13 protein-coding genes are annotated in these 14,925 nt (G+C 33.2%); 6 read left to right on the plus strand and 7 right to left on the minus strand.

All coding sequences use genetic code 11. The annotated features are described in order from the left end of the window. Positions 1-29: 29 nt before the first annotated feature. Positions 30-2,222 (minus strand): ribonuclease R, encoded by a 2,193-nt coding sequence (rnr, locus tag ACEN2N_RS10520; protein ID WP_441824283.1) that lies wholly within the window; start codon positions 2,220-2,222, stop codon positions 30-32. A 647-nt stretch (positions 2,223-2,869) separates the two neighbouring features. On the opposite strand from rnr, the gene ACEN2N_RS10525 reads away from it, so the two are divergent. The 3 genes from ACEN2N_RS10525 to ACEN2N_RS10535 all read left to right on the plus strand — a co-directional run bounded on the left by ACEN2N_RS10525 (position 2,870) and on the right by ACEN2N_RS10535 (position 4,564). Next, entirely contained in the window at positions 2,870-3,301 is a 432-nt protein-coding gene (locus ACEN2N_RS10525) for an RpiB/LacA/LacB family sugar-phosphate isomerase (RefSeq protein ID WP_441824284.1), read from the plus strand. Positions 3,302-3,410: 109 nt separating this feature from the next. Then, positions 3,411-3,854, plus strand: coding sequence for a GNAT family N-acetyltransferase (locus ACEN2N_RS10530; RefSeq protein ID WP_441824285.1), 444 nt, complete (start codon positions 3,411-3,413; stop codon positions 3,852-3,854). A 65-nt stretch (positions 3,855-3,919) separates the two neighbouring features. Then, positions 3,920-4,564 carry a hypothetical protein gene (locus ACEN2N_RS10535; RefSeq protein ID WP_441824286.1) on the plus strand — a complete coding sequence of 215 codons (645 nt, stop codon included), beginning with the start codon at positions 3,920-3,922 and terminating at the stop codon, positions 4,562-4,564. A gap of 70 nt (positions 4,565-4,634) precedes the next feature. On the opposite strand, the gene ACEN2N_RS10540 is transcribed toward ACEN2N_RS10535, so the two are convergent. Together ACEN2N_RS10540 and ACEN2N_RS10545 are read right to left on the minus strand one after the other, a co-directional pair. Further along, positions 4,635-5,009: a hypothetical protein gene (locus ACEN2N_RS10540; protein ID WP_441824287.1), complete on the minus strand. Its 375-nt coding sequence runs from the start codon at positions 5,007-5,009 to the stop codon at positions 4,635-4,637. A gap of 150 nt (positions 5,010-5,159) precedes the next feature. Further along, positions 5,160-6,389, minus strand: coding sequence for a DNA cytosine methyltransferase (locus ACEN2N_RS10545; RefSeq protein ID WP_441824288.1), 1,230 nt, complete (start codon positions 6,387-6,389; stop codon positions 5,160-5,162). A gap of 56 nt (positions 6,390-6,445) precedes the next feature. Here ACEN2N_RS10545 and ACEN2N_RS10550 point away from each other — a divergent pair, with 56 nt between their 5' ends. Both ACEN2N_RS10550 and ACEN2N_RS10555 read left to right on the plus strand, forming a co-directional pair. After that, positions 6,446-7,639 carry a C40 family peptidase gene (locus ACEN2N_RS10550; protein WP_441824289.1) on the plus strand — a complete coding sequence of 398 codons (1,194 nt, stop codon included), beginning with the start codon at positions 6,446-6,448 and terminating at the stop codon, positions 7,637-7,639. Between the two features lie 100 nt (positions 7,640-7,739). Next, positions 7,740-8,369, plus strand: a complete 630-nt coding sequence (locus ACEN2N_RS10555; RefSeq protein ID WP_441824290.1) for a hypothetical protein — start codon at positions 7,740-7,742, stop codon at positions 8,367-8,369. 23 nt (positions 8,370-8,392) lie between these two features. On the opposite strand, the gene ACEN2N_RS10560 is transcribed toward ACEN2N_RS10555, so the two are convergent. After that, complete coding sequence (locus ACEN2N_RS10560; protein WP_441824291.1) at positions 8,393-9,898, minus strand: S10 family peptidase; 1,506 nt, start codon at positions 9,896-9,898, stop codon at positions 8,393-8,395. 196 nt (positions 9,899-10,094) lie between these two features. On the opposite strand from ACEN2N_RS10560, the gene ACEN2N_RS10565 reads away from it, so the two are divergent. Beyond that, positions 10,095-10,970: a 3-keto-disaccharide hydrolase gene (locus ACEN2N_RS10565; protein ID WP_441824292.1), complete on the plus strand. Its 876-nt coding sequence runs from the start codon at positions 10,095-10,097 to the stop codon at positions 10,968-10,970. A gap of 30 nt (positions 10,971-11,000) precedes the next feature. On the opposite strand, the gene ACEN2N_RS10570 is transcribed toward ACEN2N_RS10565, so the two are convergent. From ACEN2N_RS10570 to ACEN2N_RS10580, 3 genes are all read right to left on the minus strand, one after another. Continuing rightward, entirely contained in the window at positions 11,001-12,629 is a 1,629-nt protein-coding gene (locus ACEN2N_RS10570) for a S41 family peptidase (protein WP_441824293.1), read from the minus strand. Continuing rightward, positions 12,610-12,993, minus strand: a complete 384-nt coding sequence (rnpA, locus tag ACEN2N_RS10575) for a ribonuclease P protein component (RefSeq protein WP_441824294.1) — start codon at positions 12,991-12,993, stop codon at positions 12,610-12,612. Before rnpA ends, ACEN2N_RS10570 begins: the two co-directional genes overlap by 20 nt. 72 nt (positions 12,994-13,065) lie before the next feature. Further along, entirely contained in the window at positions 13,066-14,919 is a 1,854-nt protein-coding gene (locus tag ACEN2N_RS10580; RefSeq protein WP_441824295.1) for a M1 family metallopeptidase, read from the minus strand. Positions 14,920-14,925: the final 6 nt, after the last annotated feature.

Consider the following 14,925-nt stretch of genomic DNA (forward strand, 5'->3'; position numbering starts at 1 on the left):
AGGCTTCTTATACCAAAATCTATTCCAAATTAATTATTCTTATCTGGAATTAAAGCAAAATCTAAATGCCTTTTGACTAAATCGGTACTTTTAACCATGACGGTTATCTCATCACCTAAGGTATATTTCTTTTTGGTACGTTCACCAACGATAGCGTATTGCTTCTCATCAAAGATATAATAATCTCCCTTGATGTCTCTAATACGAATCATTCCTTCACATTTATTATCAATGATTTCAACATAGATTCCCCACTCCGTAACACCACTTATAACTCCGCGGAATTCTTCATCTTTATGATCTTGCATGAACTTGATCTGCATGTACTTAATAGAATCTCGTTCAGCACTTGATGCTAAATATTCCATATCTGAAGAATGCTTACATTTCTTCTCGAATTCTTCAGCATTTACAGAACTACCACCATCTAAATAATGCTGTAATAATCGATGCACCATTACATCTGGGTATCTTCTAATCGGAGAGGTAAAATGAGTATAATAATCAAAAGCTAACCCATAATGCCCAATATTATCAATAGTATAAATCGCTTTGCTCATACTACGTATCGTAAGCGTATCTACCATATTTTGTTCTTTTTTACCTTTTACATCTTGTAGTAATTGGTTTAAAGAAGAACTTATAGATTTCTTATCCTTGAAATCTAATTTATGTCCGAATTTAGAAACGATACCGTTCAAAGCCATTAACTTATCTGGGTCAGGATCATCATGTATTCTGTAAACGAAAATCTTTTTTGGTTTTTGTTTACCAATAAATTCAGCCACTTTTCTATTTGCCAATAGCATAAACTCTTCAATAAGTTTATTGGCATCTTTAGATTCTTTAAAGTAAACACCGATCGGTTCGCTATTTTCATCAAGATTAAAACGAACTTCAACTTTATCAAAAGACAAAGCACCTTGATCCATTCGCTTATCTCGCATAATTTTGGCAAGTCTGTCCATCTCTAAAGTAGCCTCTACAACTTCTTTAGATACAGAATAGGCTACGTCTCTTATCGATATATCTTCTGGTATATCGCCACTACCTGTCTCAATGATATACTGAGCTTCTTCATATGCAAAACGTTCATTAGAATCGATTACAGTTCTTCCAAACCATTGATTTCTTATGGTTGCATTCTTATCTAGCTCAAATATGGCAGAAAAAGTATACTTTTCTTCATTAGGTCTTAATGAACACGCATTGTTAGATAGTACTTCTGGTAACATAGGTACTACGCGATCAACTAAATAAACAGATGTTGCTCTTTCATAAGCTTCATCATCTAAAATAGTATCTTTTAATAAGTAATGAGAAACATCGGCTATATGAATACCTATTTCATAATTACCATTTTCTAATTTTTGAAACGATAATGCATCATCAAAATCTTTAGCATCTTTTGGATCAATGGTAAACGTTAGAACATCGCGTACATCTCTACGTTTTTTAATCTCTTCTTCTTTAATACTAGTATCTAACCCGTCGGCAAAATTCTGTACATCTGCAGGGAAAGAATACGGTAAACCATACTCCGCTAAAATGGAATGAATTTCGGTATCGTGTTCACCAGGTATACCTAAAACTTCAGTAACCTTACCAAAAGGAGAATCTACATCATCTGGCCAATCGGTAATTTCAACCAAAACTTTCTCACCATCATTTGCTCCATTTAATTTATCTTTTGAAACAAAAATATCGGTATACATTCTAAAATCTGTTGGGCGTACAAAAGCAAAAGTCTTTTGCATATCAACTATACCAACAAAAGTCGTCTTGTACCTTTCAAGTATCTTTACAATCTCACCTTCAAGTTTTTTACTTTTACTTCTAGGGTAGATATAAACCTCTACTTTATCTTTATGAAAAGCTTTATTTAATTTATTTGCAGGAATAAAAATATCGTCATCCATACCATCGACTACGATATATGCATTTCCTTTTCCTGTAACGTCTACAGTACCTACGTGATAAGATTTAGTATCTTCTAAAACTTGATACTGACCTCTATCAACTTCTTTAATTCTTTTTTTCTCTTTCAGCTCTGTTAACCTTTGTATAAGGGTATTTCTTTCTTGAGCATCGGTAATATCAATTTTAGCAGCAATCTGCTTATAGTTGAAACTTTTATTCGGATCCTTTTCAAGAACTGTAAAAATTCCTTTAGTAATTTCGTTCTTTCTATGGTTCTTCGCCTTCTTATTCTTCTTCGACATTAAACTTTTAATTTGTTGGAAAATTACGAATTATAATCCACTACCTATTAATCAACTTCTTATTGAAAAGTTAAGTAAACAAGTTGTTATTAACATATATATCATAATTGGCATTTTTTCTTTTAAATTAAATTAAATATTAATGATTATTATAGCTTGTTAATATCTGGAATAACTTATTTCAATATTACTTGACATTATGAGATACTAATACTTGTTGACGATCCATTTATATAATCTACAATTGAGAATCAGTATTTTGAGAAGTTATTAAACATGGTTTATAAGTGCTATTAACATGAATTTATTAATAACTAAATGTAATTTTAATGTTAACTAGGGTTGTTATTTTGATGAAAATCCTCTAATAGTTTCTAATATTTAAATTCGTCTTCGGAGGATTAATAGTGTAAGCAGATGTTAACTTTAATAAGCAAATTTTTTAGCAACTTTTTCTAAACAATTTATGCATTAAGTAATCTTGCTTATAACATACTAATTAACAATTTAAATTAATTAGATAATAACAAATGTTGTGAACCCCTCGTTTTTTGTTGTGAATGTCTGATTATTGTACCTTTAGCAAGGTTTAATACCATCCCCACTGGTTATAAACAATGAACTATTAACCTTTAAATAATATGCATATGAAAATAGCTATTGGTAACGACCACGCTGGTACAGAATACAAGTTAGCTATAATAGGTTTACTTAAATCTATACAGATTGAGGTTATCAACTATGGTACAGATGGTACCGATAGTGTTGATTATCCAGATTTTGCACACCCTGTTGCACTTGATGTTGAAAATGGTATTGCCGATTATGGTATTATAATCTGTGGTAGCGGTAATGGTGCTTGTATGACCGCAAACAAACAACAGAATGTAAGAGCTGCTTTGTGTTGGACAAAAGAGATAACAAAATTAGCTAGAGAACACAACGATGCTAACATACTAAGCTTACCAGCAAGATATATTTCTTTACCTCAAGCGCTTGAAATGGTTTCTATGTTTTTAAATACTGCTTTTGAAGGAGGGAGACATGAACGTAGAATTGAAAAGATTCCGCTTCAATAGGTAGTTATTATAACATTGTTAATAACCTAAAATAGTTATTATAACCAATTGTAAATCAAATATTTGATTGGGTATAGATATAAACAATACTAGTTAACGAAGATAATTTATGTTAGATATAAAGGTAGTAATTTTTAAAGAATTCGATATTCATGAGTTATATAATGTTTTGCAATTGCGTAGCGATATTTTTGTGGTAGAACAAGATTGCGTTTATCTAGATTTAGATGGTAAAGATGAAAAGGCGATTCATGTAATAGGATTGAAAGATGCTAAAGTTGTGGCATACACGCGTATTTTTAAACCTGGCGATTATTTTGACCAAGCAAGTATTGGTAGGGTTGCGGTACATAAAGAGTATAGAAAATATGGCTATGGTAAAGTTATCATTCAAGAATCAATACAAGCGGTGAAAGAACTTTTTAATACGAATGAAATACTTATTTCGGCACAAGCTTATCTTGAAAAATTTTATAACGATTTAGGATTTAAGACTATAGGTGATGGTTATTTAGAAGATGGCATACCACATATCAAAATGTTTAAAAAATAAAAATAGTCACAGATTTTGATTAATTAAATAGTTAGTTGATAAATACCAAACCATATTATATTAATATGAAAAGGACATTTCTTATTTTGATCTTTTTAGTTAATTTTCATTCTATTTTCTCACAATCAAACGAATGTAATGATGGTGGTAATTTTGAATGTGGAAGTTTAAAAGATCGAGGTGAAATAGTTATTACAGCTTTAAATCAACTTGATTGTAGAAATGAAAAAGCACATTTGTATGCGATGTTTCCTAGAATAACTATTTATGCAGGTTATGTTTTTAAAGAAATAACCTATTGTAGTTCTAATGAAATAGATTCTTATCAAGGAAGACTACAATTTATATATTGTATGCCAGACACCTGTCAAGAAATAGATATAACTATTTATGATTTTAAAGATCCATATTTTCAAAGTAATTCAGGTAGAATACTAAAAGATATAACTCTAATGCCTTTTGATGCTACAACATCTTCAGCAGTGATGGGTGCACATCTTGCTAGTTCACTAAATAAATTTAATAATGAAATAATAATATCACCCCGTTTTGGTTCTATAGGAGGTGAATCTGATGAAGTGAGTTACTTAGCCTATCATGATAACAGATATTTTATTCAGATTGACATTGATGATAAAAGTAAACGTTTTACAGAACCTATTCAAGTAGAGAACTTTATATCGGGATATGTAAATTTGATAAAGCTTTGATAAGAAGATTAAAAATAAAAATACCCGCACATTGCGGGCATTTTTTATAAGTGTTATTGAAATATAATATTTAAATTTTAATAGGAGTTTTATTAGTTAAGTTGATATCCTCTAACATAGAGTCGGTAAATTTATAATGACCCTTTGTTGTAATTATTCTAAATCGGTTAGAGTTCATTCTACTTAAAGTATCTAAAAACAACCACTTCGATTTTAATAATCTCGTCTTTGGAGATTTAAGACTAATATCAAAATAATATTTTCTACCATTTTTAATAGCCACGATATCTGGTGTAATATTGTCTTCTTTTCCTTTTCTAGAGTATGATTTAGGGGTTTCATAGCCTTCCATATCAGCTTTAATATTCTCAAAACCGGTAGCTTCTAAATGTTGAATTGACTTTTCTAAAAATGCTATATTTTCTGACTTTTCTACTTTTACCATACCCATTAAGATAACAAAAAAAAGGACAATTCCTAATTTTAAACGTTGATTAACAATATGTTGGGTGTAATATTAAAATTATAAGAGCATATTTAATCCTATTTATCAATAGTACTAAATAACTTTTGATACTTTTGAAAAATGGAATTATTAGACTGTCTTTATTTTTTCAGAAAGAACTTCACCAATTTTTTTAACCACACCGACAACTAGAGCATTTCCCATAAAAAATGCTCTTTTAGTATTTGAAATACCTTCAAGTAAAGTGTGATTATCAGGGAACATATTCAAACGTTCTAACTCAACGGGGGTTAATCTACGAAGTCCTTTTTTAGTACTGATAACATGTTTAAAACGCGATGCGCTTTTACCGCCTTCACCAGTTATTATTGTTCTTGAAGCATTGTCTAACGCATCAGGAAATATCATATTTCCCTCATTATAATGGTAAACAAAACCAGATTTAGAAGTCCGGGTTTCTTTCTTTGAACCTTTTAGATAAAACCATTTATCATGTTCTTCTTCAGGAATATAAAATTCTTCGGGTATTTTTTCTTGCTGTAGAACATCTGCTAAAACCGTTCTTTTACCAATATAACTAGCTGTAGTTTTAGTGGTGTATACTTTTCCTTTAATGAATACTCCGGTATTTTGAAAAGGAGATAGTTTTTCACCTGAATTAAAATTTTCAGATAGTGAAACTAGGTCATCCGTAATATCAAAAGATGTCAATTGTGAAGAGGTGATTGTTACCGGAAATGCGGTTGCAATAGTACCCTTTTCAAAAATCCATTCTGCAGGTGTAATTTTTTTAAATTGTTTAAATAGCGGAGTAGATTTATGATAGCCTAAGAAAAAAACACGTCTTCTTCTTTGCGGCATTCCGTAATCTGCAGCGTTAATTACCCGCCATTCTACGGCATAGCCAAGATTATCTAAACTTTTAAGCATTATGGCAAAATCTCTACCTCTTTGGTTTGATGGAGATTTTAATAATCGATCTACATTTTCAAGAAATAAGTATTTAGGCGGATTTTTCTTTTCAGATAAAATTCGATGAATGCTCCACCATAAAACACCTTTTTTACCAATTAGACCTTTAGAATTATGCAGTGTAGCCGCAACAGAATAATCTTGGCAAGGAAAACCCCCAACCAAAATATCGGCATCTGGTATTTCATTGGTAGGTACTTCAGATATATCTTGATTTCTATGATTTTCATGACCGAATCTAGCTTCATAAACTGTAGAGGCATGTTGTGTTTTCGTACTAGGCTCAAATTGATTACTCCAAACTACTTCGTAGTTTTCGGTATCCTCTAATCCTAAGCGAAATCCACCAACGCCTGCAAAAAGTTCTATGACCTTTAGTTTCTTCATTTGCGATAAAATTACATAATTTCACAAGGCTAATACTATTAGAAATTATTTTACAGATGAAGAGAATAATCATAAAGAGGTCTTTTGTATTGATTTTGATTGCTTTAAATACAGCATGCGGAGTTCATATGGATGAAAAGAAATTATTGATTAAAGAAATTGAAATCATAAAAAGCACTTTTGCACCCGATAAGCGTACCGCACTTTTTAATTTAGAAGTATTAGATGGTCCGTCGGGTTTTACTTTGGCTGGTGAAACTAATTTACCGTTAGCTGTAGATTCTTTAAATAGTGTTTTAAAAGAAAAAGGGATTAAAGCAACCAACGATATAAAGATTTTACCCGCAAATGAATTAGAGGGTATGACCAAAGCCGTTATTAATATTTCAGCAGCAAACCTTAGAAGTAACCCTAAGCATTCGGCAGAATTAGCAACACAAGCAACTTTAGGTACTGTTGTTAACGTACTAAAAAAAGAAGGAGATTGGTACTTGATACAAACACCTGATAAGTATTTGGCGTGGGTCGACCCAGGCGGAATACAGTTAATGAACGCCGTTGATATTAAAAACTGGACAATTTCAGATAAAATTATGTATACCAATACGTATGGTCATGCATTTAATACTGAAGAGGGTAAGAATAGAATATCAGATATTGTTGCCGGTAGCTTATTAAAACTATTAAGTAGTGATGAGGAGTTTTATAAAATTGAATTTCCAGATGGTAGACAGGGGTACATTTCTAAAGACGAAGCAGAAGAATACGATACTTGGTTATCAAATTTAAGCTACAATGCAGATTCACTTATTGCTACTTCGAAAACCTTAATGGGTGTGCCGTATTTATGGGGTGGTACTTCTACAAAAGGTGTTGATTGTAGCGGTTACACAAAGACTATCTATTACTTAAATGGTATGGTAATTCCGCGCGATGCATCTCAACAAGTGCACGCTGGTAAGCCGATAGATTCTATTGCAGATTTTAGTAAATTACAGAAAGGAGATTTATTATTCTTCGGAAGAAAAGCAACCGACACTACTTCAGAAAAAGTGGTTCATGTAGGTATGTGGATCGGTAACAACCAATTTATACATTCATCTGAAATGGTACGTATAAGCAGTGTTGACAAAGATTCACCAAATTATGATGCTTTTAATGTAGATAGATATTTAAGAACCCAACGCTTATTAAATGAAGATGATCCTTTGCTTCTAAACCTAAATATTACAAAACCATTAAAAGATTAAAGGTTTCGTTTTTAAAAAAGGCGTTTCATCGATTTTAAGATAAATAATATAACATAGTAATAATGAGCTCGTTTTAATATAGAACGATCATTTACGTACTATGAAAAAAACAATTCTTCTAGTTTTAATCTGCTGTTTTGTAGGATCATTTTTTGCCATCGCTCAAAACGATGCCGGTACTATTTATTTTAAGGATGGAACTAAACTTCAAGGTTTAGTTAAGCTTATAAATGGAGACCAGGTAAAATTCAAAAAGTTTAAAGGAGATAAGGCACAAAAATATCATTTTGAAAATCTTGAGCAGGTAGTTATAAATGATAGAGAAGAGGCTTCTACATATATTTATTTAGAAACTCAAGAAGGTTATTTTAACGTAGTAAGAGAATTAGAAATAGGCACAGTAAGTCTTTATGTTCTCGAGCAAACAGGTTACTCTGCACCAATGTTTGTTGGTGGTGCAAATGGCCAAATGAATATGGTGCATGGTAATTACTATGACATTAAAAATCTATATGTTAGAAAAGGTGTTAATGGTGAAATTACACACTTAGGTTCTAACCAACTTTTTAGTAAGAATTTTAAAAATGCAGCTTCGACCTATTTTTCAGATTGTCCGGTTTTAGTGGAGAAAATTATAAATAAAGAATACAAGAAAAAGAACATTAGAGATGTAGTTAGCTTTTATAACCTAAAGTGTAATGATCAGCATGTGCTTATTCTTAAAAAATAGTAATACTGTAATTTCTATTTTTATTAATCTGCAGTGATAAACTCGCGTATATCTTTATTTAATTTAATAAAATCTGGTTCATGTGTATACATCATATGTCCTGCTTCATAATATTTCATTTCAACACGCTCTTTTACGATACCGTTTCTATCAAAAGTATATTCAGCATCAAAAAACGGAGTAATTAAATCATAATATCCACTTGCTACCATTACTTTCATAGCTGTATTTCTACGCATGGTTTCACCTAGATCCGGAGCGGTATTTACGGGCATCGGCTCCCAATATTGTCCATCGGGCACGGTTCTCCATCTCCAATTAGACCCACCACCAGAAGTAATATAAGGTCTATCCATTTTAACCTTTAATTCTGAAGCAAAATAATGATTTAAACTAGCAGTATAGGCAGCACTTATTTGATAACTAGCGGCATCGCCCAAATGCGGATTCTCAGAAACTTTATCTTCCTCATCACCCATAAAACGACCGTCTAATCTACCAATAGCCAAACCTTTGTCTTCTAATAGTTTTTTCTGAAAACGACCCATTAATATTCTCAAGTTAGATTGTAGAATATATGTTTTATCCAATCCCGTGAAATAAGAAAGTTTTTCAGCTATCGTGTTCTTTTCTGCTTCATTCAATGAATTGCCTTTGTATAAAGAAGGTATATAGGTGTTGTATGTAAAATCTCTACATTCTTGTGTAAAACTTTCTAAAGACTTACCCTGCCCCGTTTTTTTATGATACCAGGCTGTTGCAGCCATACTTGGTAAGTAGGTAATGAACGAAGTAATATTGTTCGAGACAGAAGTAGAACCTGCATAATCTAAAGCTTGCGAAATCAATATCATTCCGTTAAGCGCCATATTTTGACCAGAACCTTCTAAAGCTTTTCCAAGAGCTGCGGCACGTGTAGTACCATAACTTTCACCAGCTAAATATTTAGGGGAAAACCAACGTTCATTTTCAGTAACCCATGTTCTAATAAATTGAGCAAAAGAATCTACATCTTCTTTTAATCCGTAGAAATCTTTTCCTTCTCCTTTACCAACCAATCTGCTGTAACCAGTACCTACGGGATCAATAAAAACTAGATCGGTAACATCAAGTAAACCATGATCGTTGTTTACTAAAATATAAGGCGCTGCGCCATCATCAGATTTGGCATCAGAATCTACTTTTACAATTTTAGGCCCAAAAAAACCCATATGCAACCACATTGATGCAGACCCTGGTCCGCCATTAAAAACGAAAGTTACCGGTCTTTTAGTAACATCACCCATATTGGTTTTAGTATACGCTACCGACCAAAATGTAGCAATAGAATCTCCATCTTTATTAGTTAAAAAAGTTTCTTTAGCTGTTGTGGTGTAGTCTATAGCTGTACCTCCAAAAACCCCTTTGTGCTTGGTTATAAAAGATTTTGTTTCTGTAATAGGTTTGGTTTTGGATTCCTTTTTTGTTTCTTGAGCATTTGAAAACTGAAGAAATAAAAGGCAGCTTGCGAATAAAAGTAGATTTCTCATTATAAGTAAAAGTGTTTATAACGCTGTTAGTTTGTACTTTTAAAAGTAACGATAATAAGTGAACAGATGTGTACTGGTATTTTTTGGAATACGTCTGAATAATTGCATCACCTAATTTATCAGAACATTGAGTATATTTATATAGGTATTTTTTGCATCAGTTCCCTTTTTTGATAATTTAACCAACACCATCAACATGAAAAAACAAAAACTTAAATCACAAATACTAGGTGCTTCCCTTTTATTATTATTAGGTTGCGGAGTTATTAATTCTCAAGAGACAAATGATGGTTGGGAAACCATGTTTAATGGAGATGATTTAAGCGGATGGACAACAAAAGTTCACCACTATGAAGTTGGGGATAACTATGCAGATACCTTTCGCGCTGAAGATTATATGGTGAAAGTGAGATATGATAAATATGAGGGAGATTTTAATAATAGGTTTTCACATTTATACTATGATAAACCCTTTTCAGATTTTCATTTTACGGTACAATATAGATTTGTAGGTGAATTATATAAGGGAGCACCAGATTATACGATTCTGAATAGTGGAGTAATGTTTCATTCACAAGACCCACAAACCATGTTAAAAGAACAAGATTGGCCTATAAGTGTAGAAATACAATTTTTAGCAGGTATAGAAGAGGGTAAAGAACGCCCAACGGGCAATATGTGTTCACCAGGCACCGATGTGGTTTTTGAAGGTAAAATTGACCCTAGACATTGTATAAATTCAACATCTGATACGTATTATGGTGATCAATGGGTTACGGCAGAATTAATAGTTTATCACGATTCATTGGTTAAACATATCATTAACGGTAAAACAGTGTTAGAATATACAAAACCTCAAATAGGGGGTGAAGTAGCTAATGGTTATGACCCCAAAATGAAAGAAGACGGTAAGTTGTTAACAGAAGGTTTTATTGCTTTACAAAGCGAAGGCCAACCTATCGATTTCAAGAATATAAAAATCCGCAATCTAAAAGGATGCACAGACCCAAAAGCAACGAACTACAAAGAGTATTACGAGGTTTCAGATTCAAAAGTGTGCAGCTATAATTAAATTGGTCGTTTAAAAATTAAGTGAACAACACTATTTTAAGATAGCACCGTACTTAGAGTTATTGCTTAATAATTCGGTAGCTGCTAATATAGCATCATCGTTATTTAAGTAATATTGGTATAAGCCATCTCTGTAGAAATACCGCTTTACAATTTCATCTTCAAGATTCTTTTGAATCTCTCTTTGGTATTTGTCTAAAGCGTTGATTTTACCTTTTTCTATGTTCGCTAACAAGGTTTTATAGCTATCCTGAACATCTGAGCCTAAAAAGTCATTTTCATCGCCAGAGAGCGCCTTTTTAATTGCCAGTTCTGCCTTAGTTTCAAAAGAGAAACTACTCTGTTTTACATAGTTCTTAAAGGCACTAAAATCGGCATCTGTAAATTTAAAGTCGGCAACAGCACTATACTTATGTGTATAATGGTAGTTAGTAGCATAATCGAAAATGACATTATTCTGTAACAGTGCCAAAGTAAGGTCATTGGTTTTAGAAGTGGCTACTTCAATATCTGGTAAAATACCGCCGCCATCTTGTACTTTTCTACCGTTACGGGTCGTAAAATCATTGAAAGTAGTATTACGTACTGCTTTACCGCTTTCATCTCTGTTCCAATAATCTAAAGATTGTATACAACGGCCAGAAGAGGTATAATATCTAGAAATGGTAACTTTAAGTTGAGTACCGTAAGTTAATTTCAGCGGGCGTTGCACCAAGCCTTTACCAAAACTTCTGGCACCCATAATAACTGCTCTGTCTAAATCTTGTAAACTGCCAGAAACAATTTCACTAGCAGAAGCACTGCTTCCGTTTACTAAAACAACTAGTGGAATTTCTTCATCCACAGGTTGATTATTGGTATGATATTCTCGGTTGAATTTTTTGACCTTAGATTTCGTTGTCACCACCAACTCCCCTTTTGGTACAAATAAGTTAGTAACATTAATAGCTTCAGATAATAATCCGCCAGGGTTGTCCCTAAGGTCTAAGATTATTTTTTCTGCACCTTTACCTTTTAAATCTAAAAGAGCCGCTTTTGTTTGTTCGGTTGCTTTAGCATTGAATTTTGCCAGAACAATATATCCGGTTTTGTTATCGATCATTTTAAAGAAAGGCACGGCATCTACTTCAATACCTTCACGGGTAATAACTGTAGTATTTAATTTTCCTTGTCTTTTATAAGTTACACTTACGGCAGAGCCATTCGCCCCTTTTAAAAGCTCACTTGCATTATCTTCAAAATCGGCTACTTTGATATCTCCGATCTGTATTATTTCATCACCAGCCTTTAATCCTGCCTTATCTGCGGGGTATCCTTGGTGTGGTTCAATAATTAGCAGTTTATCATCAAAAGAACGTACCATAGCACCAATACCAGAATATTCACCAGCATTGTTTATGCGATACGTTTCAACATCTTGTTCGTTTAAGAATTTAGTATAAGGATCTAGTTCGTTCAGCATATTTTTAATGGCGGTATCCATTAATTCTGCAGGGTTGGTTTCGTCCACATAGTTCATGTTCAATTCTTTGAACAAGGTGGTAAAGATTTCGATCTGTTTGGCTATTTCAAAAAAGTCACTCTTATAACTACTTCCTACGAATAGAAAAGCGATGGCAATTATGGGTACAAGTACTTTTTTACTTACTATTTTTTTCATCAATCTGTAGCTTAAACTTGTTTAAAACGAGCTTCATTTTATGATCTAACTGCTCAAAGGTGGGCATATCCTTACCAAGGTATAAAAATAGAAACGCAAAGTTTGCATCTGTATTGTTAAAAACCAGCGCTTTATTAAGTCTATAAGACTCTCTAAGTAACCGTTTAACCCTATTTCTATCGACTGCACTTTTAAAATTTCGTTTAGATACGGTTACCCCTGTTTTAATAGGCACTTCTTTTTGTTCTACGGATAGATAAATTAATTTCAGCGGATATACGGAAACACCGCTTCCCTCTTCGAACAATTGGGTGATGAGTATTTTACTTTTTAGTTTTTCCTTTTTTCCGAAGGATGCATCCATTATAAAAGAAGTATTAAAAAGAATTAGCCCCCAATGAGGGGGCGTAAATATCTTAAAGTTTAGAAGAAGAAACTACTCTGCTTGCCAAACATTATTCTCTAAATTGACATCTGCCATTAGCTGAGAAGGATCTATAACAATTGCTTTTATTGAAGACATCGGCTTGTTAATAGTAAAATTGTATGTAGGGTAAGCCCAGGCCCAGTCTGCAATAACAGTTCTTTCTATACCTTCGTATGGGTTTGCTTTTTCACCACGCATCATCCGTAACGGTGCATAAAAGGTTTCTCTAGAATCATCATTATATACCACCAAAATATCTAAAGGCATTGGCATTAAACCAATACGTTCTAAGGTAACTTTAGTGTTGTCTTCTGATACCGACACCTCTTTAACACCGTAGTCAATAGTATTAGTTGTCTGCGTCCAATCTGTTAAGTACCAATCTAGTTCAAAACCAGATACTTTCTCTGCAACACGTTTAATATCGTTAGGCACCGGGTGTTTAAACTTGAACTCATCGTAATATTGACGAATAGTTTCCATCAATTTATCTTGACCGATAACATAGCCCAATTGAGATAAAAATATAGAACCTTTACTGTAAGCAGATATACCGTAGGCAAAATTAAGAGCGTAACGATCTGCATATGTACCTTGTGGCTGTTCTTTACCTGAAAGCGCTAAATTTCTATAGCCTTTATAAGTTCCCTCAAAAGGATTCTCTTTTTCGTAATCCATTATTTCGCTCATGCAAAGCTTAGAGATAAAAGAAGTAAACCCTTCATCCATCCACTCATGTTTAGCTTCATTTGTTGCTAATATATGTTGAAACCAAGAGTGAGCCATTTCATGCGCCATAACACCAACAAGGCTACCAAATTTACGCTTACCTGTTATTAAAGTGGACATCGCATATTCCATACCACCATCACCACCTTGAATAACCGAGTATTGGTCATATGGGTATTTACCTATGTTCTTGCTAAAAAACTGCATAGCTTCAATAGTTTTAGGCTGAAGGTTTTTCCAGTTCTCTAAAATTTCAGGATCGTTTTTATATAAGAAATGAAGTACAGGTCCGTCTGGCACTTGTTGAATATCATGAATATATTCTGGATCTGCTGCCCACATAAAATCATGAACCATGGGCGCTTTAAAATGCCAGGTTAATGTCTTGCCTTTTTGTTTTTTAATTTTAGTGCCAGGTGTTTCATAGCCATGACCTATTTCGTTAGGATTTTGTAAATAACCAGTTCCACCAACGGTATAATCTTTGTCAATGGTCAATTTTACATCAAAATCGCCCCAAACTCCCTGAAATTCACGAGCGATATATGGATCTGCATGCCAGCCTTCAAAATCATATTCGGCCAATTTTGGGTACCACTGGCTCATAGATAAGGCAACACCTTCTTCACTATTTCTACCCGAACGTCTAATTTGTAAAGGCACTTGACCCTTGAATTCCATATTAAAAGTAGACTTCGCACCAGCTGCTATCGGCTTAGCCAAATCAACAACCAATACGGTACCTTCTTCTGAAAAAGAAACCTTGTTTCCATCTTGCATTAATGAGGTGGCGTGTAGGTATCCTATTTCGGTATCGGTAAGCGATGCAATTCTACTTTTTTTATCGGGTGCTGTCATTCTATCATCTGGATCTGCGATGCTCTGCAGACGAATATCCATTTCACTACCTGGTTGAAAAGCGTTAAAATACATATGGAAGTAAACACGTTTTAACTCATCGGGTGAGTTGTTCGTGTAAACCAGAGTTTGTGTACCGGTATATTGAAAATTATTAACATTCATATCTACCGCCATGGTATAATCAACATGTTGTTGCCAATAATCGGTTTTATTTTGGGCAAATAATGCAACAGTGAATACTACCGTAAAAAATGTAAGAAATGATTTAATCATGAGAGT

Origin of the sequence: Maribacter spongiicola (assembly GCF_052119685.1) — a bacterium.
Classification (GTDB): domain Bacteria; phylum Bacteroidota; class Bacteroidia; order Flavobacteriales; family Flavobacteriaceae; genus Maribacter; species Maribacter spongiicola_A.